19 protein-coding genes are annotated in these 23,942 nt (G+C 71.3%); 1 reads left to right on the forward strand and 18 read right to left on the reverse strand.

From position 1 onward, the window contains the following. Positions 1-79: 79 nt before the first annotated feature. The 4 genes from ACFXDJ_RS12205 to ACFXDJ_RS12220 all read right to left on the reverse strand — a co-directional run bounded on the left by ACFXDJ_RS12205 (position 80) and on the right by ACFXDJ_RS12220 (position 3,019). Positions 80-544 (reverse strand): GNAT family N-acetyltransferase, encoded by a 465-nt coding sequence (locus ACFXDJ_RS12205; protein WP_384663094.1) that lies wholly within the window; start codon positions 542-544, stop codon positions 80-82. After that, positions 541-1,482, reverse strand: a complete 942-nt coding sequence (locus ACFXDJ_RS12210) for an RluA family pseudouridine synthase (RefSeq protein WP_384663092.1) — start codon at positions 1,480-1,482, stop codon at positions 541-543. Before ACFXDJ_RS12210 ends, ACFXDJ_RS12205 begins: the two co-directional genes overlap by 4 nt. A gap of 97 nt (positions 1,483-1,579) precedes the next feature. Continuing rightward, a complete protein-coding gene (gene lspA, locus ACFXDJ_RS12215) occupies positions 1,580-2,143 on the reverse strand; it encodes a signal peptidase II (protein ID WP_384663090.1) in 564 nt (187 codons plus the stop codon). Positions 2,144-2,272: 129 nt separating this feature from the next. Then, positions 2,273-3,019, reverse strand: coding sequence for a TraR/DksA family transcriptional regulator (locus ACFXDJ_RS12220; protein ID WP_384663088.1), 747 nt, complete (start codon positions 3,017-3,019; stop codon positions 2,273-2,275). 582 nt (positions 3,020-3,601) lie between these two features. Here ACFXDJ_RS12220 and ileS point away from each other — a divergent pair. Beyond that, positions 3,602-6,760 (forward strand): isoleucine--tRNA ligase, encoded by a 3,159-nt coding sequence (gene ileS / locus ACFXDJ_RS12225; RefSeq protein ID WP_384663086.1) that lies wholly within the window; start codon positions 3,602-3,604, stop codon positions 6,758-6,760. Positions 6,761-6,878: 118 nt separating this feature from the next. Here ileS and ACFXDJ_RS12230 read toward each other — a convergent pair whose 3' ends face one another. The 14 genes from ACFXDJ_RS12230 to ACFXDJ_RS12295 all read right to left on the reverse strand — a co-directional run bounded on the left by ACFXDJ_RS12230 (position 6,879) and on the right by ACFXDJ_RS12295 (position 23,793). Then, positions 6,879-8,141, reverse strand: coding sequence for a DivIVA domain-containing protein (locus tag ACFXDJ_RS12230; protein WP_384848959.1), 1,263 nt, complete (start codon positions 8,139-8,141; stop codon positions 6,879-6,881). A gap of 82 nt (positions 8,142-8,223) precedes the next feature. Continuing rightward, positions 8,224-8,520 (reverse strand): YggT family protein, encoded by a 297-nt coding sequence (locus ACFXDJ_RS12235; protein WP_112450285.1) that lies wholly within the window; start codon positions 8,518-8,520, stop codon positions 8,224-8,226. A 60-nt stretch (positions 8,521-8,580) separates the two neighbouring features. After that, the gene (sepF, locus tag ACFXDJ_RS12240; protein ID WP_384659375.1) at positions 8,581-9,192 is read right to left on the reverse strand and encodes a cell division protein SepF; all 612 of its coding nucleotides are present in this window, start codon (positions 9,190-9,192) and stop codon (positions 8,581-8,583) included. A gap of 150 nt (positions 9,193-9,342) precedes the next feature. Beyond that, positions 9,343-10,062, reverse strand: coding sequence for a YggS family pyridoxal phosphate-dependent enzyme (locus tag ACFXDJ_RS12245; RefSeq protein WP_384659378.1), 720 nt, complete (start codon positions 10,060-10,062; stop codon positions 9,343-9,345). 3 nt (positions 10,063-10,065) lie between these two features. Then, a complete protein-coding gene (pgeF, locus tag ACFXDJ_RS12250) occupies positions 10,066-10,797 on the reverse strand; it encodes a peptidoglycan editing factor PgeF (protein ID WP_384659381.1) in 732 nt (243 codons plus the stop codon). Further along, positions 10,794-11,990: a cell division protein FtsZ gene (ftsZ, locus tag ACFXDJ_RS12255; RefSeq protein ID WP_384659384.1), complete on the reverse strand. Its 1,197-nt coding sequence runs from the start codon at positions 11,988-11,990 to the stop codon at positions 10,794-10,796. Before ftsZ ends, pgeF begins: the two co-directional genes overlap by 4 nt. 282 nt (positions 11,991-12,272) lie before the next feature. Next, the gene (locus tag ACFXDJ_RS12260; RefSeq protein ID WP_384659387.1) at positions 12,273-13,157 is read right to left on the reverse strand and encodes a cell division protein FtsQ/DivIB; all 885 of its coding nucleotides are present in this window, start codon (positions 13,155-13,157) and stop codon (positions 12,273-12,275) included. A 32-nt stretch (positions 13,158-13,189) separates the two neighbouring features. Next, complete coding sequence (murG, locus tag ACFXDJ_RS12265; protein ID WP_384848963.1) at positions 13,190-14,284, reverse strand: undecaprenyldiphospho-muramoylpentapeptide beta-N-acetylglucosaminyltransferase; 1,095 nt, start codon at positions 14,282-14,284, stop codon at positions 13,190-13,192. Positions 14,285-14,290: 6 nt separating this feature from the next. Beyond that, a complete protein-coding gene (gene ftsW, locus ACFXDJ_RS12270) occupies positions 14,291-15,757 on the reverse strand; it encodes a putative lipid II flippase FtsW (protein ID WP_384849033.1) in 1,467 nt (488 codons plus the stop codon). Between the two features lie 187 nt (positions 15,758-15,944). Continuing rightward, on the reverse strand, positions 15,945-17,558 hold the full coding sequence (gene murD / locus ACFXDJ_RS12275; protein ID WP_384659394.1) for a UDP-N-acetylmuramoyl-L-alanine--D-glutamate ligase: 1,614 nt from the start codon (positions 17,556-17,558) through the stop codon (positions 15,945-15,947). Further along, positions 17,540-18,610, reverse strand: coding sequence for a phospho-N-acetylmuramoyl-pentapeptide-transferase (gene mraY / locus ACFXDJ_RS12280; RefSeq protein ID WP_384659397.1), 1,071 nt, complete (start codon positions 18,608-18,610; stop codon positions 17,540-17,542). Before mraY ends, murD begins: the two co-directional genes overlap by 19 nt. After that, positions 18,607-20,031: a UDP-N-acetylmuramoyl-tripeptide--D-alanyl-D-alanine ligase gene (gene murF / locus ACFXDJ_RS12285; protein WP_384659400.1), complete on the reverse strand. Its 1,425-nt coding sequence runs from the start codon at positions 20,029-20,031 to the stop codon at positions 18,607-18,609. The genes mraY and murF overlap by 4 nt, the downstream gene beginning before the upstream one ends. Further along, positions 20,031-21,746, reverse strand: coding sequence for a UDP-N-acetylmuramoyl-L-alanyl-D-glutamate--2,6-diaminopimelate ligase (locus tag ACFXDJ_RS12290; protein WP_384848967.1), 1,716 nt, complete (start codon positions 21,744-21,746; stop codon positions 20,031-20,033). The genes murF and ACFXDJ_RS12290 overlap by 1 nt, the downstream gene beginning before the upstream one ends. 46 nt (positions 21,747-21,792) lie before the next feature. After that, positions 21,793-23,793 carry a peptidoglycan D,D-transpeptidase FtsI family protein gene (locus tag ACFXDJ_RS12295; protein WP_384848970.1) on the reverse strand — a complete coding sequence of 667 codons (2,001 nt, stop codon included), beginning with the start codon at positions 23,791-23,793 and terminating at the stop codon, positions 21,793-21,795. Positions 23,794-23,942 lie beyond the last annotated feature (149 nt).

Below are 23,942 nucleotides of genomic sequence, written 5' to 3' on the forward strand. Positions count from 1 at the left end.
GCACCAGGGCGAGCACCACCCCGCCGGCGTTTGAGGCGCGGGGGTCCGGGGGCTGGCCCCCGGCGACGGCGCCGCAGGACTAGCGGAGGGCGCGCCTCATCGAGCGGTGCGGGATGCCCGCGTCCTCGAACTCCGGGCCGTAGGCCACGTACCCCAGCCGCTCGTAGAAGCCCAGCGCATGCGTCTGCGCGCCCAGGTCCACGAACCCGAGGCCCAGCCTCTCGGCCTCCGCCTCGATCGCCCGGACCAGCGCGACCCCGACGCCCAGCCCGCGCGCGGACTTCCGTACGGCCAGCCGGCCCAGCGAGCCGACCTCCGGGGATCCGGTCTTGGCCAGGGCGTCCGGCCCGTGCAGCAGCCGGCCGGTGCCCAGCGGGACCCCGTCCGGCCCTTCGGCCAGCACGTGCACGGCGATCTCGTCGTACGTGTCGTACTCGATCGACTCGGGCACGGACTGCTCGACCACGAACACCTCGGTCCGCACGGCGAAGCAGGCCTTGAGGTCCGCCTCCGTGGAGACGACCCGTACCGAGACGGCCGTCACTCGCTCTCCTTGCGGATCACGTCCAGCGCGTTCTGCAGGTCCGCCGGGTAGGTGCTGGCGAACTCCACCCACTGGCCGTCCGACGGGTGCTCGAAGCCGAGCCGTACGGCGTGCAGCCACTGGCGGGTGAGCCCGAGGCGCTTCGCGACGGTCGGGTCGGCGCCGTAAGTCAGGTCGCCGACGCACGGGTGGCGGTGGGCGGCCATGTGCACGCGGATCTGGTGCGTGCGGCCGGTCTCCAGCTTGATGTCCAGCAGCGACGCGGCGCGGAACGCCTCGATCAGGTCGTAGTGGGTGACGGAGGGCTTGCCCTCCTGGGTCACGGCCCACTTGTAGTCGGCGCTGGGGTGGCGCCCGATCGGCGCGTCGATCGTGCCGCTCATCGGGTCCGGGTGGCCCTGCACCAGCGCGTGGTAGCGCTTGTCGACGATCCGCTCGCGGAACTGGTTCTTCAGCGAGGTGTACGCGCGCTCCGACTTCGCGACGGCCATCAGGCCGGACGTGCCGACGTCGAGGCGGTGCACGATGCCCTGGCGCTCGGAGGCGCCGGAGGTGGAGATCCGGTAGCCGGCGGCGGCGAGGCCGCCGATGACGGTGGTTCCGGTCCAGCCGGGGCTGGGGTGGGCGGCGACGCCGACCGGCTTCATGATGACGACGATGTCGTCGTCGTCATGGACGATCTCCATGCCGGGTACGGGCTCGGCGACGAGCTCGACCTTGCGCGGGGGCTCGGGCATTTCGACTTCGAGCCAGGCGCCACCGTGCACACGCTCGGACTTCCCGACGACACTGCCGTCGACCGACACCTTCCCCGCGGCCGCGAGTTCGGCCGCCTTCGTCCGGGAAAACCCGAACATACGGGCGATGGCGGCGTCGACGCGCTCGCCCTCGAGGCCATCGGGAACGGGCAGGGTTCGGATCTCGGGAATCGTACTCACCTGTCGAGTATGCAGGACCGGACGGACGCCCGGTCCCGCGATCATGCCCGCACCCGGTCCGCTCCCGGTCCGCCCTAGGTCCCGATGAGCCCTTGGATCAGTCCTTGTGGATGCTGCCGTCCGGGTCCAGGCCCTTGAACGACAGCAGCACGATCAGGATCCCGCCGCACACGATCGCCGAGTCCGCGAGGTTGAAGACCGCGAAGTGGGCGGGCGCGATGAAGTCGACGACCGCACCCCGGAAGACGCCCGGCGAGCGGAAGATCCGGTCGGTCAGATTGCCCAGCGCACCGCCCAGCAGCAGGCCCAGCGCGATCGCCCACGGCAGGCTGTACAGCTTCCGCGCGAGGCGCACGATCACCACGATGACCGTGGCGGCGATGCAAGTGAAGATGATCGTGAAGGCCTCGCCGAAGCCGAAGGCGGCGCCCGGATTGCGGATCGCCTCGAACTTCAGCAGGTCCCCGACGATCTGGATCGGCGGCTGGTGCTCCAGCTTCGCGACGACCAGCATCTTGCTGCCGAGGTCGAGCAGGTAGGCCAGCACCGCCACCACGAGCAGGGCCGCGATCCGCCGCCGCCCCTTGGGCGCGGCGGACTCCGGCTGGGTGCCGTCTTCCCCGACCTCCGGCGTACCGATGATGCGCTCCGCCTCTGCCACGTGAGTCCCTCGAACTAGCTCGAACCAGGGTGTCGGACGGCACTGCGCCGACCGCCCCGCCAGGTTCCTGGACCCTGACGAGACACGAGGGTACGTCAGCCGACCCTCCGGACGCCGCCGAGGGACCGCCTAGTGCCGCCGCTCCTGCTTCTGCTTGCAGTCCACGCACAGCGTGGCCCGCGGGAAGGCCTGCATCCTCGCCTTGCCGATGGGCTTGCCGCAGTTCTCGCAGAGTCCGTACGTACCCGATTCCAGCCGCTCCAGGGCCCGCTCGGTCTGTTCCAGCATCGAGTGGGCGTTCGCCGCGAGGGCCAGCTCGGACTCGCGGGTGATGTTCTTGGTGCCGGTGTCCGCCTGGTCGTCGCCCGCGCCGTCGCCGGAGTCCCGCATCAGGCCGGAGATGGCCACCTCGGAGGCGTCGAGCTCGGTGCGCAGCCGCAGCATCTCGCTCAGCAGCTCGCTGCGGGCCTCGGCCACCTCCTCCGGGGTCCAGGGTTCCTCGCCGGGCCGTACGGCGAGCTCGCCCGGCGCCGTGGCCTCGGCGGCCGGCGTCTTGCGCAGCCCACTGGTCGCGGACGCGGCCGTCTTCCTGGCCGTGCCGGTGCTCTTCTTGGCAACCACTTTGCGGGCTCCCGTCTCTGGCGCGGGGTGCGCCTCCCCCTCGGCCCCGGCCGCCTTGGCCGTGGCCTTCTTCGCGGCCGCCTTCTTGACGGCGGGCGTCTTCTCGGCGGCCGTCTTGTTCACAGCGGCCGTCTTCTTCGCGGCCGGCGCCTTCCCGGCAGGCACGACCTCCGTCACCGGCTCCGCCGCCGGCTCCTCCGCAGCCTTTCCGACAGCCTTCTTGGCAGTACTCCCGGCGGTCTTCTTCGCCACCATGGCCGCGGCCCCTTCACATACTGTGATCATTGCTCGCGAATCGTGCCGGAACGATAAATCGACTCCGGGCCCACGGCAACGGGGCACGCGTCCATCAAGGGCAACCTGCATCCGTTGTGCCCAGCCGGGAGCCCGGTAATCCGCCCCACCCGCCCCACGCCACCCGGGACCGGCCCGTCGGCCCATTCGGGTCATTCCCCCCGCCGTCCGGCCCCCTCGGGCAGGAGCGGCGCCACACCCCGAAACAGGTCTGCCGACCCGCGCCCCGGCCCGTACACTGGGCCCAGCGAAAGGCATGGATGGGGACGAGTAGCGTCGGACGCAGCCAGGAGCGACCCGGGGACGGTGAGAGCCCGGGGGCGAGCGCGATGCGAAGGATCACCCCGGAGCCGCCGGAAGAAGGCCGCAGGGAGCCCGCAGGGGTGCCCGTAGGCCCGTAGAACCGGCTTCGCACCCCAATCGAGGGGGCCGTCGGACCGCAGGTCCGCAGGCCAAGGAGGGTGGTACCGCGGGAGCAGCGTCATTTCGGCTCTCGTCCCTCCGGACGGAAGTGACACCCCGCCGGAGGAAGAGTTCAGCCTCATGACCACACCGCCGCAGTACCGCCCGGTACCCGCCCAGGTCGACCTGCCTGCCCTTGAGCACGCGGTCCTCGACTTCTGGCGCGAGAGCAAGACCTTCGCCAAGACCCTGGAGCAGTCCGAGGGACGCCCCGAGTGGGTCTTCTACGAGGGCCCGCCCACCGCCAACGGCATGCCCGGCGCGCACCACATCGAGGCCCGCGTCTTCAAGGACGTCTTCCCCCGCTTCCGCACCATGCGCGGCTACCACGTGGCCCGCAAGGCCGGCTGGGACTGCCACGGCCTGCCCGTCGAGCTCGCCGTCGAGAAGGAACTGGGCTTCAACGGCAAGAAGGACATCGAGGCGTACGGCATCGCCGAGTTCAACGCCAAGTGCCGCGAGTCCGTGACCCGCCACACCGACGCGTTCACCGAGCTCACGACCCGCATGGGCTACTGGGTCGACCTGGACGACGCCTACCGGACCATGGACCCCGAGTACGTCGAGTCCGTGTGGTGGTCGCTGAAGGAGATCTTCAACAAGGGCCTGCTCACCCAGGACCACCGCGTCGCCCCCTGGTGCCCGCGCTGCGGCACCGGCCTCTCCGACCACGAGCTGGCGCAGGGCTACGAGACGGTCGTCGACCCCTCGGTCTACGTCCGCTTCCCGCTGACCTCCGGCCCCCTGGCGGGCGAGGCGGCGCTCCTGGTCTGGACGACCACCCCCTGGACCCTGGTCTCCAACACCGCCGTGGCCGCGCACCCCGACGTCACGTACGTCGTCGCGCGCCGTACCGGCGGCGAGGACTCAGAGAAGCTGGTCGTCGCCGAGCCGCTGCTGGAGAAGTCCCTCGGCGAGGGCTGGGAGGCCACCGGCCAGACCTTCACGGGCAAGGAGATGGAGCGCTGGACCTACGAGCGCCCCTTCGCGCTCGTCGAGTTCCCGGCGCCCGCCCACTACGTCGTGAACGCCGAGTACGTCACGACCGAGGACGGCACCGGTCTGGTCCACCAGTCCCCCGCCTTCGGCGCCGACGACCTCGCGGTCTGCCGCGCGTACGGCCTGCCCGTCGTGAACCCGGTCCGCCCCGACGGCACCTTCGAGGAGGGCACCCCGCTCGTCGGCGGCGTCTTCTTCAAGAAGGCCGACGAGAAGCTCACCGCCGACCTCGACGCGCGCGGCCTGCTCTTCAAGCACATCGCCTACGAGCACAGCTACCCGCACTGCTGGCGCTGCCACACCGCGCTGCTGTACTACGCGCAGCCGTCCTGGTACGTCCGCACCACCGCGGTCAAGGACGCGATGCTGCGGGAGAACGAGAAGACGAACTGGTTCCCGGACTCGGTGAAGCAGGGCCGCTTCGGCGACTGGCTGAACAACAACGTCGACTGGGCGCTGTCCCGCAACCGCTACTGGGGCACCCCGCTGCCGATCTGGCGCTGCGAGGAGAACCACCTCACGTGCATCGGCTCCCGCGCGGAGCTGAGCGAGCTGACGGGCACGGACCTCTCGGACCTGGACCCGCACCGCCCGTACATCGACGAGGTCACCTTCCCCTGCACGGCCGAGGGCTGCTCCCTGGAAGCCGTCCGCGTGCCCGAGGTCATCGACGCCTGGTACGACTCGGGCTCGATGCCGTTCGCGCAGTGGGGCTACCCGTACAAGAACAAGGAGATCTTCGAGAAGCGCTACCCGGCGCAGTTCATCTCGGAGGCCATCGACCAGACGCGCGGGTGGTTCTACACGCTGATGGCGGTCGGCACCCTGGTCTTCGACAAGTCCTCCTACGAGAACGTGGTCTGCCTGGGCCACATCCTCGCCGAGGACGGCCGCAAGATGTCCAAGCACCTGGGCAACATCCTCCAGCCGATCCCGCTCATGGACCAGCACGGCGCGGACGCGGTGCGCTGGTTCATGGCGGCCGGCGGCTCCCCGTGGGCGGCCCGCCGGGTCGGCCACGGCACGATCCAGGAGGTCGTCCGCAAGACGCTCCTCACGTACTGGAACACGGTCGCCTTCCAGGCGCTGTACGCCCGTACCTCGAACTGGGCGCCCTCGGCCTCCGACCCCGCGCCGGCGGACCGCACGGTCCTGGACCGCTGGCTGCTCTCGGAGCTCCACACCCTCGTGTCCGAGGTGACGGAGGCGATGGAGTCGTACGACACCCAGCGCGCGGGCAAGCTGCTCTCGTCCTTCGTGGACGACCTGTCCAACTGGTACGTCCGCCGCTCGCGCCGCCGCTTCTGGCAGGGCGACGCGGCCGCGCTGCGCACGCTGCACGAGGTCGTGGAGACGGTCACCCGGCTCCTGGCGCCCCTGACCCCCTTCATCACGGAGCGGGTCTGGCAGGACATGATCGTCCCGGTCTCGCCGGAGGCCCCGGAGTCGGTGCACCTGTCCACCTGGCCGGTCGCGGACACCTCGGCGATCGATCCGGTCCTGTCCCAGCAGATGCTGCTGGTACGCCGCCTCGTGGAGCTGGGCCGCGCCACGCGGGCCGAGTCCGGCGTGAAGACGCGCCAGCCGCTGTCGCGGGCGCTGGTGGCCGTGACGGGCTTCGAGGCGCTCTCCCCGGAGCTGCGGTCCCAGATCACGGAGGAGCTGAACGTCTCCTCCCTGGCCTCCCTGTCGGAGGTCGGCGGGTCCCTGGTGGACACGACGGCCAAGGCGAACTTCCGGGCGCTGGGCAAGCGGTTCGGCAAGGGCGTGCAGGACGTGGCCAAGGCCGTGGCCGCGGCGGACGCGGCGGCGCTGTCGCTGGCGCTCCGCTCCGGCGAGGCCTCGGTGGAGGTGGACGGTGCGCCGGTCACCCTCACCCCGGAGGAGGTCATCATCACGGAGACCCCGCGCGAGGGCTGGTCGGTGGCGTCCGACTCGGGCGCGACGGTCGCGCTGGACCTGGAGATCACCCCGGAGCTGCGGCTGGCGGGCCTGGCCCGTGACGCGATCCGGCTGATCCAGGAGGCCCGGAAGAACTCCGGCCTCGACGTGGCCGACCGCATCGCGCTCCGCTGGTCCTCCGCGGACCCGGAGCTGGTGACGGCCCTGACGGACCACGCTTCGCTCATCGCGGACGAGGTCCTGGCCACGGACTACGCGTCCGGCGAAGCGGACGCCACGTACGGCGACCCGTTCACGGACGAGCCCCTGGGCCTGACCTTCCGCCTCCGCAAGGCGTAACCCTTCGGCCCGAGCGGCCCGCGTCCCCCCGCCCGGGGGGGGTGCGGGCCGCTTTGCTTTCCCCTACCCGCGCAGCGGCGCACGCGCCCCGGCCCGACCGTCTGCCGACGGATACCGCTTAGTTGTCGTCCTCGTCGATCAGGAAGCCCCGCATGGGAGACGGCGCCTGCTGCATCGGCTGCGGAGCAGCCGGCCGCACCGGAGCCATCGGCTGCGTCATCGCCGGGGACATCTGCTGCTGACCGCCACCGTAGGACGGGGCCATCGGGGACGGACCACCCATCGGCGACGGGCCGCCCATGGACGGACCGCCCATGGAGTGCATCGCACCGGCCGGGGCCATCGACGGGGTCGGCGACGGCGGCAGCGCGGGACCGGCGGGGTTCCGCGGCGGGGCCAGCGAGTCGTCGGCCTGGGTCTCCAGCTGGCGCAGCTGCGATTCCAGGTAGGACTTCAGGCGGGTGCGGTACTCACGCTCGAAGCCTCGCAGGTCCTCGACCTTGCGCTCCAGCGTGGCGCGGGCGGACTCCAGGGAGCCCATCGCGACGCGGTGCTTCTCCTGCGCGTCCCGCTCCAGCGCGTCGGCCTTGGCGCGGGCGTCCCGCTCCAGGCCCTCGGCTCGCGAACGGGCCTCGCCGACGATCTTGTTGGCCTCGGAGCGGGCCTCCGCGATCGCCTGGTCCGCGGTCTGCTGGGCGAGCGAGAGGACACGGGCGGCACTGTCGCCACCGGGGCCCTGCTGCGGAAGCTGCTGCGGCTGCTGCTGCTGGTGCATCTGCTGGCCCATGGGCTGCATCTGCTGCCCCATCGGCTGCATCTGCTGGCCCATCGGCTGGCCGAGCGGGTTCTGGCCGCCCATGGACTGCTGCTGCTGTGCCTGCATCGGGCCGCCCATCAGGCCGGGGCCCTGCTGGCCCATGCCCTGCTGGCCCATCTGCTGCGGGCCACCCATGCCCTGCTGGCCCATCTGCTGCTGGCCACCCATGGTGTGCTGCTGCATGGGGCCGCCCATCGGGCCCGGACCCTGCGGTCCGTGTCCACCGGGGCCGGCCGGCAGCTGCGGCTGTCCGCCCGGCAGCTGCGGCGGACCCATCTGGGGCTGCTGCTGCGGCGGGCCGGATATGGCCGCGGGCACGGGGGCGCCGGGGCCACGCTGGTCCTGGGGTTCCGGCTTGCGCATGCCCTGCTGCTGCTGGTTCTGCGCGGCGGCACGCGTGGCGGCCGCCAGCTTGGCGCGCAGGTCCTCGTTCTCGCGCAGCAGGCGCGTCAGTTCGGACTCGACCTCGTCGAGGAAGGCATCGACCTCGTCCTCGTCATAGCCCTCTCGCAGGCGGACGGTCGTGAACTGCTTGTTCCGCACGTCCTCGGGAGTCAGCGGCATGTCTTCTTCACCTCTACGTAGTCGTCGGCAGTCGGCAGGACCGTATCGGGACTGTCCCCGCGCCTGCGGGGAAGCTCATCGTTCACACGCTTCTCGCAGCGGTGCTCACGAAACTGATGAGGATGTAAACGATGATCATCAGAACGAAGAAGGACAGGTCGAGTGCCACGCCCCCGAGACGCAACGGCGGGATGAGCCGCCGGAGAAGCTTGAGCGGTGGATCGGTGACAGTGTAGGTGGCCTCCAGAACGACCACCATCGCCTTGCCGGGGGTCCATGAGCGTGCGAACTGGAACACGTAGTCCATGACCAGTCGGAAGATGAGCACGATCAGGAAGCACATCAGAGCGATGTAGACCACTTGCAGTGCTACGCCCATCCCGCGCTTCCCTCTCCCCTGCTCCCGCTCAGTTCCCGGTCCCGTATCTGACGGATCGGTCTAGCTTTGGTTGAAGAACCCGCCCTCCGCGATGCGGGCCTTGTCCTCCGCCGTGACATCGACGTTAGCAGGCGACAGCAGGAACACCTTCTGTGTCACGCGTTCAATGCTGCCGTGCAGACCGAACACGAGGCCGGCGGCGAAGTCCACGAGACGCTTCGCGTCCGTGTCGTCCATCTCCGTGAGGTTCATGATCACCGGAGTGCCCTCACGGAAGTGTTCCCCGATGGTACGGGCCTCGTTGTAGGTCCGGGGGTGCAGCGTCGTGATGCGGTACGGCTCCCGCTCGGAGACGACCTTGGGCATGATCACGGGGGCGTTCTTCTCCAGAATCGAGCGTTCGGGTGTGATGGATGCCACGGGGGCAATTCGCGCAGGACGTCCGTTTTCAACCGGAATTGGGACGGGCTCCCGCTGCGCCGGCGGCTGTGCGACTCGTACCGGTTCGTCCGATACGGGCGTTTGATGCGAAGCCGGTTGCTGTCGGCGGCGCTCCCGGTCCGGTTCCGGCTCGGGTTCGAACTCGTCGTCGGGGTCGTACCCCGGGTTGTCGTACCGGTCGTCCTCCACGAGGCCGAGGTAGACCGCCATCTTGCGCATCGCGCCGGCCATTCTCTGAGTCCTCCGCTCTGTGGTGGATCGCCCTGTCGCAGGTGTCTCGCCGTGTCACGAATGTCACCAACTGCCCGCGATCCACGTGGTCTGCCCGCCATCAGCGGTAATGACCATATTTTCTGCTGTGGTCCGACTTTCTTCGCGACGTTACCCGAGCCGGGGTCTCGCGCCGAGTACCGCAGTGCCGACGCGTACATGTGTCGCACCGGCCGCAACGGCCTGTTCCAGGTCTGCGCTCATCCCGGCCGACACCATCGTGGCAGCAGGATGGTCCGCGCGCAGGCGGGATGACAATTCCACCAGCCGCTCGAAGGCCGCCTGTTCGCGTCCCGCGTACTGCCCGGCCAGCGGCGCGACCGTCATGAGCCCGTCGATGCGCAGTCCGGGAGCCGCCGCCACGAGGTCCGCCAACTCGGCGAGCTGCTCGGGTGCGGCGCCTCCGCGGGCCCCCCGCTCACCCGACTCGGCGTCGAGGGCGATCTGCACCAGGCAGCCCAGTTCCCGCCCGGCGCCCTCCGCGGCCGCCGAGAGCGCCGTGACGAGCTTCGGCCGGTCGACCGACTGCACCACATGCGCGTATCCCGCCACGGAACGGACTTTGTTCGTCTGCAACTGACCGACGAAGTGCCAGGCGATCGGCAGATCCGTGCAGGCCGCGGCCTTGGGGGCCGCGTCCTGGTCCCGGTTTTCCGCCATGTGACGGACACCCAGGTCCGCCAGCAGTCGTACGTCGCTCGCCGGATAGGTCTTGGTGACCACGATGAGGGTCACCTCTTCCCGCCCGCGGCCCGCGGCCGCACAGGCGGAGGCGATCCGCTCCTCCACCCGCGCGAGGTTCTCGGCGAGCTCGGCCTTACGATCCGTCATTCGTCAGTCCAACCAGACATATCCGGCGAGCCGCCCGGTCACCCGGTCGCGGCGGTACGAGAAGTGGTCCCGCGACTCCAGTGTGCAGACCGGGGAGCGGTACGAGTTCACCACCCCCGCCTCGGCCAGCTGCGCGTGCACCCCGGCGACCACGTCGACGGCCGGTGTCCCCCAGCTGGTCTCGGCGTAGGCGGCGGGCACCACCTCGGCCACCGCCGCCCGCATCTCGGCGGGAACTTCGTAGCAGCGGCCGCACACCGCGGGTCCGGTACGGGCGACCATGCGCGCGGGGTCGGCGCCGAGCGAGACCATCGCCTCCACGGCGGCGGTCACCACCCCCGCGACCAGTCCGGGCCGCCCCGCGTGGGCGGCTCCCGCGATGCCGGCGACGGGGTCGGCCAGCAGGACGGGGGTGCAGTCGGCGGTGAGGACCGCGAGGGCGAGCCCCCGACGGGCGGTCACCACCGCGTCCACGGACGGGATGGCCATGTCGGCGGCCCAGGGGCCGTCGACCACCGCGACGTCCCGGCCGTGCACCTGGTTCATCCAGACCACCAGGTCCGGCGCGATGCCCAGCGCCTTCGCCGCGGCCGTCCGGTTCGCACGAACGGCGGCCGGGTCGTCTCCGACCGCGCCGCCGAGGTTGAGCTCTTCGTACGGAACGGCGCTCACCCCGCCCCACCGGTCGGTGAAGGCGAAGTGGGCGCCGCTCTCGCTGTGCTGCTCCAGGGTCACTTCAAGAAGTCCGGGACATCCAGTTCTTCGGCCGGGCTGTCCTGGTACGGGCGGGCCGTCGGGACCTGCGGCGCGGGCGCCTCGGCGACCTGGACCGGCTCGCGAACCGGCTCCTCACGCGGGGTGACCGAGCCGAGTCCGCCGAAGGCCGGACGGACCGGCTCCGCGGAGCGGACCGGAACCGGAGCCGGCTCCTCGCGCTTGGTGGACGCGGCACCGATGACGTTGTCCCGGCGGGCCGGGGGCTGTCCGCCGTCGAACCCGGCCGCGATCACGGTGACCCGCACCTCGTCGCCGAGCGCGTCGTCGATCACGGCGCCGAAGATGATGTTCGCCTCGGGGTGCGCGGCCTCGCTCACCAGCTGCGCGGCCTCGTTGATCTCGAAGAGACCGAGGTCCGAGCCGCCGGAGATGGAGAGCAGCACGCCGCGGGCGCCGTCGATGGACGCCTCCAGCAGCGGCGAGGAGATCGCCATCTCGGCCGCGGCCACCGCGCGGTCGTCGCCGCGGGCCGAGCCGATGCCCATCAGGGCCGAGCCCGCCTCGGACATCACGGACTTGACGTCCGCGAAGTCGAGGTTGATCAGACCCGGGGTCGTGATGAGGTCGGTGATGCCCTGGACGCCCGAAAGCAGGACCTGGTCGGCCGACTTGAAGGCGTCGAGGACGCTGACCTGCCGGTCCGAGATGGACAGCAGCCGGTCGTTGGGGATGACGATGAGGGTGTCGACCTGCTCGCGGAGCTGGGCGATGCCGTCCTCGGCCTGGTTGGCGCGACGCCGGCCCTCGAAGGTGAACGGCCGGGTGACCACACCGATCGTCAGGGCTCCCAGCGAGCGCGCGATGTTGGCGACGACAGGTGCGCCGCCCGTTCCGGTGCCGCCGCCTTCTCCGGCGGTGACGAAGACCATGTCGGCCCCCTTGAGGACCTCCTCGATCTCCTCGCGGTGGTCCTCTGCCGCCTTGCGGCCGACATCCGGGTTGGCGCCGGCGCCAAGGCCCCGGGTCAGTTCCCGGCCGACGTCGAGCTTGACGTCGGCGTCGCTCATCAACAGCGCCTGGGCGTCCGTGTTGATGGCGATGAACTCGACGCCCTTGAGACCGACCTCGATCATTCGGTTGATGGCATTGACACCACCGCCGCCGACACCGATGACCTTGATGACTGCGAGGTAGTTCTGCGGTGCTGCCACGTCGAAGGCCTCTCGCCTCGAGTTACGTGTCGTTCGCCTCGCGGGCCTGCGGTGCGACGACTGATGCCGAAATAGGGACGGTCCGTTACAACGCCGACCCGAACCCTCACCCTGAAGTTTAGGGTTAGGGGTGTATCTGTTCCTTGGACTCTTCCGAACAGGACACTAAGTCGACAAGTAGCGCGTGTTCAACGAACACGCCGAACCTCCCGTTTTTCTTTTCACCCTATGTGATCACCCGTATCGGTGGCCAACCAGGGTGCGTCGCTGTTCGACCGGACGTCAACTACCGGACACCGCCGGGGCGGTGGGGACGCTCACGTCGAAGCGCTCGGCCTTGGGCGAGACCTTCAGGAGTGCGGACAGAGCGCGAGCTTTCGCCTCCCCCTGTTCGCCGCTCCCCCAGATCACGGTCCGACCCCGCGTCAACTCCAGTACCACCGAGTCGTACGAGCCCACCTTGACCTGCACGGTCTCCTTGCGGACGGCTTCCGGGAGGCCGCCCGCGATCCCGACGGCCTCGTGCAGCAGCCGTTCCTCGTCGAAACGACGGCCGCTCGGGGAGCGGTCCGCGGTCAGTTCGAGGACCGGAACACCCGCGGGTGCTTTCGGAACCGTGTCGAATCGCACACCGGAAACGTCCACTTCCACGAAGTCGGTGCCCTTTTTGATGAGCAGAACCGGCTTGCGTTCCGTCACCTTGAGCCCGATTCCGTGCGGCCAGGACCGCACCACCTCGACCGAATCGATGCGGGGCAGCCGGCCGCGGAGCCGGGTTTCGATCTCGCCGGTGTCCACGGACACCATGGGCGCGCCGACGGGCACGGCCGCCGCGGTGAGCACCTGTTCCGGGGTCAGGACCTCGGTGCCGCCCGCGGAGACCTTCTCGACCCGGAGCCAGGAGGAGCCGTAGAGCACCCAGGTGCAGCCGGCGGCCAGGAGCACCGCGAGGACGAGCCCCGCCACCAGGGCGGGGCCCCGGCGCAGGCCCTCCGGCAGGAGCGGACCGCGCCACCGCGGTCCGCCGGGCCCCCCGGAGCCGGATCCCCTCGGCGCCTTGGGCGACTTGGGGGCTTTGGGGGCCTTGGGCCGCTTGAGGGAGCCGGACCCCTTGCCCTGGCGGGCGGGTCCGGGGTTGCCGCGTTCCGCGGTGCTCGCTCCGGCCACTCCTGTGCCTCCTGCGTCGGTGCTCTCCCGGCTCAGCGGGTCCTGTTGGCGGCGATCGCCTCGTACACCATGCCGACCAGCAGCTCGTCGGCGTCCCGGCGGCCGAACTCGGCGGCCGCGCGGGACATCTCGTACAGGCGGTGCGGGTCGGCGAGGACCGGGAGGACCTGGCTGAGCACCCACTGGGGCGTCAGTTCCGCGTCGTCCACGAGCAGGCCGCCGCCGGCCTTGACCACCGGCTGGGCGTTGAGCCGCTGTTCGCCGTTGCCGATCGGCAACGGGACGTAGGCGGCGGGCAGCCCGACGGCGGAGAGTTCGGCGACGGTCATCGCGCCCGCCCGGCACAGCATCATGTCGGCGGCGGCGTACGCGAGATCCATCCGGTCCACGTACGGTACCGGCACATACGGCGGCATCCCGGGCATGTTGTCGACACGCGGCAGTTCGTTCTTCGGCCCGACCGCGTGCAGGATCTGGACCCCGGAGCGCTGGAGGGTCGGCGCGACCTGCTCGATCACCTCGTTGAGGCGGCGGGCGCCCTGCGAGCCGCCGGAGACCAGCAGCGTCGGCAGGTTGGGGTCCAGCCCGAAGGCGGCACGCGCCTCGGGGCGGACCGCGGCCCGGTCCAGGGTGGAGATGGAGCGGCGCAGCGGGATGCCCACGTAGCGGGAGCCGCGCAGCTTGCTGTCGGGCGTGGAGACCGCGACGGCGTACGCGTACCGGGAGCCGATCTTGTTCGCCAGTCCGGGCCGGGCGTTGGCCTCGTGGACGATGATCGGCACCCCGAGGCGCTTGGCCGCGAGATAGCCGGGCAGGGCCACGTAGCCGCCGAAGCCGACGACGCAGTCGGCCTTGGTGCGCTCCAGGATCTCCTCGGCGGCCTTGATGGTGCCGCGCAGCCGTCCGGGGACGGTGATCAGCTCGGGCGTGGGCCTACGGGGCAGTGGGACGGCCGGGATCAGTCCCAGCTCGTAGCCGCGCTCGGGCACCAGGCGGGTTTCGAGCCCGCGTTCCGTGCCGAGGGCGGTGATGCCCACGGAGGGGTCCCGCCTGCGCAGGGCGTCCGCGAGGGCCAGCGCCGGCTCGATGTGGCCGGCGGTCCCCCCACCGGCTAGTACGACATGCACCGAAATTCACCGCTCTCCGGACGGACGCTTCTTGACGCGCCGTCTCATCGACTTCCATCTCAGCCCGGTCCGCGCCCGGCCGTTCTTCGGCTTGCGCATCGCGAGCGCCGCGCGCGCCGCCGGCTCCTCACGCGCGAACGCGATGAGCAGTCCGACCGCGAACATGGTCGGAAGCAGGGCCGACCCCCCGTACGAGAACAGCGGGAGCGGGACCCCGGCGATCGGCAGCAGACCGAGCACCGCACCGATGTTGATCACGGCCTGCGCCGTGATCCAGGTGGTCACGCCTCCCGCGGCATAGCGTACGAAGGGGTCCTCCGTGCGTCCGGCCACGCGGATACCCGCATAGCCTAGGGCCGCGAACAGGGCGAGCACCGACAGCGTCCCCGCCAGCCCCAGTTCCTCGCCGGTGATGGCGAAGATGAAGTCGGTGTGGGCCTCTGGCAGTTGCCCCCATTTTTCCACACTCGCACCCAGCCCGGAACCGAACCATCCGCCGGAGGCCAGGGCGTAGATCCCGTGGACGGCCTGCCAGCAAAGGTCGTTTTTGCCCGGGTCGGTCGCGCCGATGCACGCGAGCCGGTCCATGCGGTGCGGGCTGATCTTGATGAACAGCGCGACGAGCGCGCCCGCGCAGGCCAGTACGCCCGCGAACATCCGGGTCGGCGCCCCGGCCAGCCACAACAGGCCGAACAGGATGGCTCCGAGGATCATCGCGGTGCCCATGTCCCCGCCCAGCATGATGAGCCCGAGCAGCAGGAAGGTGACCGGGACCAGCGGGACCAGCAGGTGTTTCCACTGGCTCAGCAGGTCCCGCTCCCCCTTGCGCGCCAGCAGGTCGGCGCCCCAGAGGATGAGTGCCAGCTTGCCGAACTCACTGGGCTGGAGCATGAACGGACCGCCAAGGGAGATCCAATTCTGGTTGCCGTTGATCGATACGCCTATCCCGGGGACCTGGACCAGCGCCATCAGGAAGAGCGTGCCGGCGAGCACGGGATAGGACAGCGCCCGGTGGAGTTTGACGGGCATCCGGGAGGCGATCAAGAGCAGTACGGCGCCGATCGCGGCCGCGAGGAACTGCTTCTTGAAGAAGTACGCGTCGCCGAGGCCGAGCTGGAGCGCCTTGATCATCGAGGCCGAGTAGACCATCACCAGGCCGAGCACGGTGATGAGCAGGGAGCTGCCGAAAATCAGGTAATACGCGGTGAGGGGACGGTCCCAGGCCCGGCGCAACTGCCGCTGCGTACGCCGCAGACCGGCCAGGGGGCCCCCCCGGGGGGGGCCCCGGGGGGGGGCCGGCGGGGGCGTGCGGGGCCGGGGGCGGGCCCCCCCCCGGGGGCGAGCGGGGGGCGCCGGGGGGGGGGGGGGTGGCCCCCCGGCGCCGGCTAGCGGGCGGGGGCCACGCCCGAGCGCGCCCGGGCCCCCGCCGGGGGGGCCCCGCTTCGCGCTGCCGGCGGGCCGTTTGCGGCCCAGTGTCCGGCCGGCCCCGGATGCCTTGGCGGTCCGCTCGGCCTTGTCGGATCTGGCCGCCTTGGCGGCGGACGGCCGCCGTCCCGGCAGCACTTGCTTGGCCGGCATCTGTGATCTTCCCCTCCACTCGTACCGAGGCGAGGCGAGCAGCCGGCGGGTCGGAGCCCCGGACCCGGGCCGTCCGGGCCGTCTAGGCCTTCTCGGCGGCCAGTTCGCGCACCGCGTCGGCGAACGCGTCCCCGCGCTTGTTGTAGTTCGCGAACATGTCCATCGAGGCACACGCGGGGGCCAGGAGAACCGTGTCCCCGGTTTCCGCGAGCCGGGCCGCTTCCCGGACCGCCGCGAGCATCGCCCCAGTGTCGGTCCGTTCGAGGTCCACGACCGGGACCTGCGGGGCGTGTCGCGCCAGTGCCTCGGCGATCAGCGCCCGGTCGGCGCCGATCAGCACGACGCCGCGCAGCCGCTTCGCCGCCTTCTTCACGAGCTCGTCGAAGGTCGCGCCCTTGGCGAGGCCGCCGGCGATCCAGACGACCGGCTCGAAGGCCGCCAGGGAGGCCTCGGCGGCATGGGTGTTGGTGGCCTTGGAGTCGTCGATGTACGTGACCCCGTCCACCTCGTCCACGTGGCTGACCCTGTGCGCGTCGGGCCTGAAGGCCCGCAGGCCGTCGCGGACGGCGCGCGGCTCGACGCCGAAGGCGCGGGCCAGCGCCGCCGCGGCGAGCGCGTTGGCGATGTTGTGCGGGGCCGGCGGGTTGACGTCCGCGACCTCGGCGAGCTCCTGGGCGTTCTTCTGCCGGTTCTCCACGAAGGCCCGGTCGACGAGGATGCCGTCGACCACGCCCAGCATGGAGGGGCCGGGGGCGCCGAGGGTGAAGCCGATCGCCCGGCAGCCCTCCTCGACGTCCGCTTCGACGACCAGGTCCTCGGTGGCCTTGTCGGCGGCGTTGTAGACGCAGGCCACCGTGTTGCCCTCGTAGATCCGGCCCTTGTCGGCGGCGTACGCCTCCATCGAGCCGTGCCAGTCCAGGTGGTCCGGAGCCAGGTTGAGGACGGCCGCGGAGTGGGCGCGCACGGAGGGCGCCCAGTGCAGCTGGTAGCTGGAGAGCTCGACCGCGAGGACGTCGTACGTCTCCTCGCCGAGCACCACGTCGATGATCGGGGTGCCGATGTTCCCGACGGCCGCGGTCCGCAGACCCTGTGCCTTCAGGATCGAGGCGAGCATCTGGGTGGTGGTGGTCTTGCCGTTGGTGCCGGTGATCGCGAGCCATTCGGCCGCGCCGCGTTCGGGTGTCCGGGCGGAACCGGCGGGCTCGGCCCCGTCCGTCCCGGCGGCCACGGCGGCGGAATCGCCCGCCGGGCCGATGCCCGCGGCCGCCCGGGCCGCGCGGAGCGCGACACCCACGCCGCGCAGGCGCCAGGCGATCTCGACATCGCCGACGACGTCGACGCCCGCCTCGGCCGCGGCCAGGAAGAGCGGGCTCTGCGGCTGCCAGCCGGGCGAGGTGACGACCAGCCCGGTGCCCTCGGGCAGGACCTCCCCGGCCCGGGTTCCGTCGGGCAGGTGCCCGATACGGACCTCGATGCCCAGTTCCCCGAGTTCGGCGGCCTTCGTCCGGTGCGCGTCACCGTCCCCGTTGTCGACGACGGTCACCCGCGCTCCGAGCCCGGCCAGGGCACGGGCGGCGCTGAGACCGCTGATGCCGAGGCCGGCCACGGTGATCCGGCCGGGCAGACCCAGCCGGCCCAGGGCGTCGGGGCCGAGCACGCCGGCCAGGTCGGTGCCGCTCACTTGTCCGCTGCCCATCCTGCGTAGAAGAGTCCGAGACCCACGATGACGCACATGCCCTGGATGATCCAGAAGCGGACCACGACAAGGACCTCGGACCACCCCTTGAGTTCGAAGTGGTGCTGGAGTGGCGCCATCCGGAAGACGCGCTTCCCGGTCAGCTTGAAGGAGCCGACCTGGATGACGACCGACATGGTGATGAGGACGAAGAGACCGCCGAGGAGTGCCATCAGGAACTCCGTGCGGGAGCAGATCGCGAGACCGGCGAGCGCACCGCCCAGTGCCAGCGAACCGGTGTCACCCATGAAGATCTTGGCCGGCGAGGTGTTCCACCACAGGAAGCCGAAGCAGGCGCCCATCAGGGCGGAGGCGACGACCGCGAGGTCCAGTGGGTCCCGTACCTCGAAGCAGGCGGCCGGGTTGGTCAGGGTCTGCGCGTTGGCGCAGGACTCCTGGTACTGCCAGACGCCGATGAACGTGTAGGCGCCGAAGACCATCACGGCGGCGCCGGTGGCCAGGCCGTCCAGACCGTCGGTCAGGTTCACGCCGTTGGACATCGCCAGGATCATGAACAGCGCCCAGACCACGAACAGCACCGGGCCGATCTGCCAGCCGAAGTCCGTGACGAACGACAGCTTGGTGGAGGCCGGGGCGAGTCCGCGCGCGTCCTTGAACTGGAGCGCGAGCACCGCGAAGGCGATGCCCACGATCAGCTGACCGGCCATCTTGGCCTTGGCCCGCAGACCGAGCGAACGCTGCTTGACGATCTTGATGTAGTCGTCGAGGAACCCGACCAGTCCCATGCCCGCCATCAGCATGAGGACGAGCAGGCCCGAGAAGGTCGGCGAACTGCCGGTGATCACCTTGGTGAGGGCGTACGCGATCAGCGTGGCCAGGATGAAGGAGATGCCGCCCATGGTGGGCGTGCCCTTCTTCCCGGCGTGGCCGCGCGGACCGTCGTCACGGATGAACTGGCCGTAGCCCTTGCGGGCCAGACCCTTGATCAGCAGCGGGGTGCCGATGAGCGTGAGGAAGAGTCCGATGACTCCGGAGAACAGGATCTGCCTCATCGGCCGGCGACCTCGCCCTCGCGCTCCAGCAACGCCAGCGCGACCCGCTCCAGACCAATGGACCTGGAAGCCTTCACCAGCACGACGTCACCCGGGCGCAGTTCACTGCGCAACAGGTCGACCGCCGCCTGCGCGTCGGACACGAGCACCGACTCCTCACCCCACGAACCCTCGTTATATGCGCCCAGTTGCAGCCAGGACGCTTCCCTGCCCCCGACTGCTACGAGCTTGCTCACGTTGAGCCGGACGGCAAGCCGTCCCACCGCGTCGTGCTCGGCGAGCGATGCGTCACCGAGCTCGGCCATGGGACCGAGCACCGCCCACGTACGTCCCCCGTTGGCCCTGGCGGCGCCGCCCATCGCGGCAAGCGCGCGCAGGGCGGCCCGCATGGACTCGGGGTTCGCGTTGTAGGCGTCGTTGACGATCGTCACGCCGTCCGCCCGCTCGGTGACCTCCATCCGCCACCGGGACAAGGTGCCCGCTCCGGAGAGCGCGGTGGCGATCTCCTCGGTGGACATGCCCAGTACATGGGCGACGGCGGCCGCGGCGAGCGCGTTCGACACGTGGTGCTCACCGTACAGCCGCAAGGTCACTTCGCCGCACCCGGTGGGTGTGTGGAGTGTGAACGAGGGCTGTCCCTCGGGCGTCATGCGCACTTCGGTGGCCCGTACGTCGGCGTCCTCGGCCTCACCGAAGAGGACCGTACGGGCCTTCGTGCGGGCGGACATCGGGCGGACCAGGGGGTCGTCGGCGTTCAGGACGGCGATGCCGCCGTCGGCCGCCGCCGGCAGGGCCTCCACCAGCTCGCCCTTGGCCTGGGCGATCTGTTCGCGGCCGCCGAACTCCCCGATGTGGGCGGTCCCCACGTTCAGCACGAGGCCGATCCGCGGGGGCGTCAGACCGGTGAGGTAGTCGATGTGGCCGATGCCCCGGGCGCCCATCTCCAGCACCAGGTGCCGGGTTTCCTCCGTCGCCTTCAGGGCGGTGAGCGGGAGGCCGATCTCGTTGTTGAGGGAGCCGGGCGTCCACACCGTGGGCGCGTGGGCCTGGAGCACCTGCGCGATGAGGTCCTTGGTGGAGGTCTTCCCGGCGGAGCCGGTCAGGGCCACCACGTCGGTGCCCAGCCGCTCGACGACCGCCCGGGCGAGGGCGCCGAGCGCCTTCTCCACGTCGGGGACGACGACGGCGGGTACGCCGACGGGCCGGGCCGCGAGCACTGCCGCGGCACCGGCGGCCACCGCCCGCTCGGCGTAGTCGTGGCCGTCGACCTGCTCGCCGGCGAACGCGGCGAACAGGCTGCCGGGCTCCACCTGCCGGGAGTCGATGACCACCGGCCCGGTGATGCGGACGGACGGATCCGGTATGTCGTGGGGCCGCCCGCCGGTGATGTCGGCGATCTCGGCGAGGGAAAGGGCGATCACTACTGGTTCACCTCGGCCTGTCGGGCACGCTGCTGCGCTTGGGTCTCGATGGCCGCGCGCAGGACCGCGCGGTCGTCGAAGGGACGTACGACGCCTGCGATGTCCTGCCCCTGCTCGTGGCCCTTGCCGGCCACCAGCACGGTGTCGCCGGCCTCGGCGCGCGCCACGGCCGCGGCGATGGCCGCCGCCCGGTCGGCGTCGACGAGGACGGTGCCGCGCTCGGCGGCGGGGACGGACACGGCGCCTTCGAACATCGCGGCGAGGATCGCGAGGGGGTCCTCGGAGCGCGGGTTGTCGGAGGTGAGCACGGTGGTGTCGGCGAACCGGGCGGCCGCGGCGCCCATCGGGGCCCGCTTGGTGGTGTCGCGGTCGCCGCCGCAGCCGAGTACGAGGTGGAGCTTGCCGGTGGTGACCTCGCGCAGGGCCCGCAGGACCGATTCGACGGCGTCCGTCTTGTGCGCGTAGTCGACGACGGCCAGGTACGGCTGGCCCGCGTCCACCCGCTCCAGCCGGCCGGGAACCCCGGGGACCGCGGCGATGCCGTCGGCGGCGGTCTGCGGGTCGAGGCCGGCGGCCGCGAGGGTGACCACGGCGGCGACAGTGTTGGCCACGTTGAACGGGCCGGGCAGCGGGGCGGTGGCGCGGACGCGCTGGCCGGCCGGGCCCACCAGGGTCAGCGTCGAGTCCATGTGGCCCGAGACCACGTCCTCGGCGCGCCAGTCGGCGGCCGGGTCCCCGGCGGCGGAGAAGGTGACCACCGGGATCGGCGACTCCTTGGCGAGCCGCCGGCCGTACTCGTCGTCGATGTTGACCACGCCGAGCCGGGCCCGGCGTTCGGTGAAGAGCTGCGCCTTGGCCTGGAAGTAGTCCTCCATGCCGGTGTGGAACTCCATGTGTTCCGGGCTCAGGTTGTTGAAGACGGCCACGTCGAAGACGCAGCCGTCGACCCGGCCGAGCACCAGCGCGTGGCTGGAGACCTCCATGGCCACGGCCTCGACCCCGCGTTCGCGCATGACCGCGAAGAGCGCCTGGAGATCGGTGGCCTCGGGGGTGGTGCGCTCGGACTTGATGCGCTCGTCCCCGACCCGCATCTCGACGGTGCCGATGAGGCCCGTCTTGCGTCCGGCGCCGCGCAGACCGCCTTCGACGAGGTACGCCGTGGTGGTCTTGCCGGAGGTGCCGGTGATGCCGATCTGGAGCAGGCCCTCGCCCGGCCGTCCGTAGATCGCGGCGGCCAGTTCGCCCATCCGGCCGCGCGGGTCGGCGACGGCGAGGACCGGGAGCCCGGTGGCCGCGGCGCGGTCAGCGCCGACCGGGTCGGTCAGCACGGCCACGGCGCCGAGGGCGGCCGCCTGGGCGGCGAAGTCCGCGCCGTGCAGCTTGGCTCCGGGCAGGGCCGCGTAGAGGTCTCCGGGGCGCACGGCACGGGAGTCGTGCGTGATGCCGGTGATCCGGACGCCAGGGGTCCGCTGCGGTCCTGCGGGGGCTTGGGCTCCCAGCAGGTCTGCCAGCTCGCCGAGCGGGGTCGGTCGGGCGGACAGGGGGCGCGGTGCTCCCGGCGGCGCTGCCGGTGCATCGTTCTGGGTGGTTCTGGGCTGATCGGCGTGGGGCACGGCGGTGAGCGTACCGGGCCCGGCGGGCCGGTCGCGAAGCGAGGGCCCGGCCTCGGCGCCGGTGTCCGCGCGGTTCCCGGGTTTGGGGGTGATCGTTGTCACTGGTGGTGCCTCACGCATTTCTCGGGCGGGCCGGCCGGACCGGTGGTCACTGGCCCGGCTGCGGGCTCGGCTGCGGGCCGGGCTGCGCGCCGGGTTCGTAGGTGACCGGGAGCCCGGCCGGGGCGGTTCCGGTGGGGGCGACCTGGAGGGTCTTGAGGGCGAACTCCATGACCTTCTTGTAGATGGGCCCGCAGATCTGGCCGCCGAAGTAGCTGCCCTTGGTGGGGTTCTGGATGGCGCAGTAGACGGTGACGCGGGGTTTGTCGGCCGGTGCGAAACCGGCGAAGGAGGCGGTGTAGCCCTTGTAGCGGCCGGTGGCCGGATCCACCCGGTTGGAGGTGCCGGTCTTGCCGCCGACCCGGTAGCCGGGGATGCGGGCCTTGGTGCCGGTGCCCTCCTGGTCGTCGACCACCGACTCCAGCATTTCCGCGAGGGTCTTGGCGGTCTCCGGGCTGACCACCTGGGTCTTCGGGGGCGCCGGGGCCGGGGTGAAGCGGCCGTCGGGGCCCTTGGTGCCGCGGACCAGGGTCGGCTGGATGCGGACGCCGCCGTTGGCGATGGTCGAGTACACGGAGGCCGCCTGCATGGCGTTGAGGGACAGGCCCTGGCCGAAGGGGATCGTGTACTGCTGCGAGGTGGACCAGGCCTCGGGCTTGGCGAGGATGCCCCGGGACTCGCCCGGGTAGTTCAGGCCGGTGGGCTGTCCGATGCCGAACTTGTTCAGGTACGAGTACAGGACCTTGTTCGCGTCCGGCTGCGTCGTGCCGAGCTGGCCGGTGGCCAGGATGGTGCCGATGTTGGAGGACTTGGCGAGGACCCCGTTGAGGGTCAGGTACCAGGTCGGGTGGTCGATGTCGTCCTTGAACAGCCGGTCGCCGCGGTGCAGCCGGTTCGGCACCTCTACGTGCGTCTCGGCGGTCGCCTTCTTCTCCTCCAGCACGGCGGCCATCGACATCACCTTGGCGGTGGAGCCGGGCTCGTACACGTCCTGGAGGGCGGCGTTGCCCATGGCGGCCGAGCTGGCCTTGGTCAGGTCGTTGGGGTCGAAGCCGGGGGCGTTGGCCATGGCGAGGACCTCGCCGGTGCGGGTGTCCTGGACGATGACGTACCCGCGGTCGGCACCGGACTTCTCGACCTGCTCGGTGATCGCGCTCTGCGCGGCCCACTGGATGTCGCGGTCGATGGTCAGCTCGACGTCCTGTCCGGGCACGGCCGGTTTCTCGCTGGACCCGGCGGTCGGCACGCGCCGGCCGCCGGACTGGGCGTATCTGAGCTCGCCGTCCTTGCCGGCCAGCTTCTTGTCCAGGGAGGACTCCAGGCCGCCGGCGCCCTTGCCCTCGGCGTTGACGTAACCCAGTATCCCGGCGGCGAGATCGCCGTTCGGGTACACGCGCTTGCTGCTGTTCTCGTTGAACACGCCCGCGATGACGTTGGCGCCGGGGCCGTTGTTGCGCTTGTCGGCGGCCGCCTTGTCCGCGAAGACCTTCTTGAGGCCCTTGATCTGGTTCCAGACCTGGGGGGTCTGGCGCCGGGCGAGGACGACGTAGCGGGTGTTCTTCGTCTTCAGGCGCTCGGTGAGCTCCTTGGCGTCCTTGCCGATGATCGGGGCGAGGAGGGCGGCCGCCTGCTCGGGGGCGTCCGGGGCCTTGCTCTCCTGCGGGGTGAACATCTGCGGGTCGGCGGTGATGTCGTACGCGTCCACGCTGGTCGCGAGCGCGACGCCCTTGCGGTCGGTGATCTCCCCGCGCTCGGCTGCCAGGGTGTAGCTGGCGAACCGGTTCTGGGAGGCCTTGGCGGAGTACGCGGAGGCGTCGACCGCCTGGACCTGGAGGAGCCGTACGACGAAGGCGAGCATGACGAGCGTCAGCGCGACGCTGACGAGGCGCAGGCGGGGCTTGGGGGCGCCGAGGCGGATCGTGTGCGGTTTCCTCGCGGGGGCGGGGCGTCGGGTGGCGGGCCGGGCCGTTGCCCGCGCCCGCTCCGCTCCGGCCGGCCGGGGCCGCCCGGGCCCCGGCACCCGCCGCCGCGGCGGCTCCTGCGGGCTCACGCGGAGACCCCGCGACCGTGCGCGAAGCCCGGCTGCACCGAAGCCCCCGGGGCTCCGCCCCGGTCCCCGCGGCCCAAAAGCCGCCGGGGGGCGTTAGCGAGCCCCACCCCGCCGGCTGATGGCGGGGGGGGCGCGCGGCGCGCCCCCCC

It is taken from the genome of Streptomyces sp. NPDC059443 (assembly GCF_042750105.1).
GTDB lineage: Bacteria > Actinomycetota > Actinomycetes > Streptomycetales > Streptomycetaceae > Streptomyces.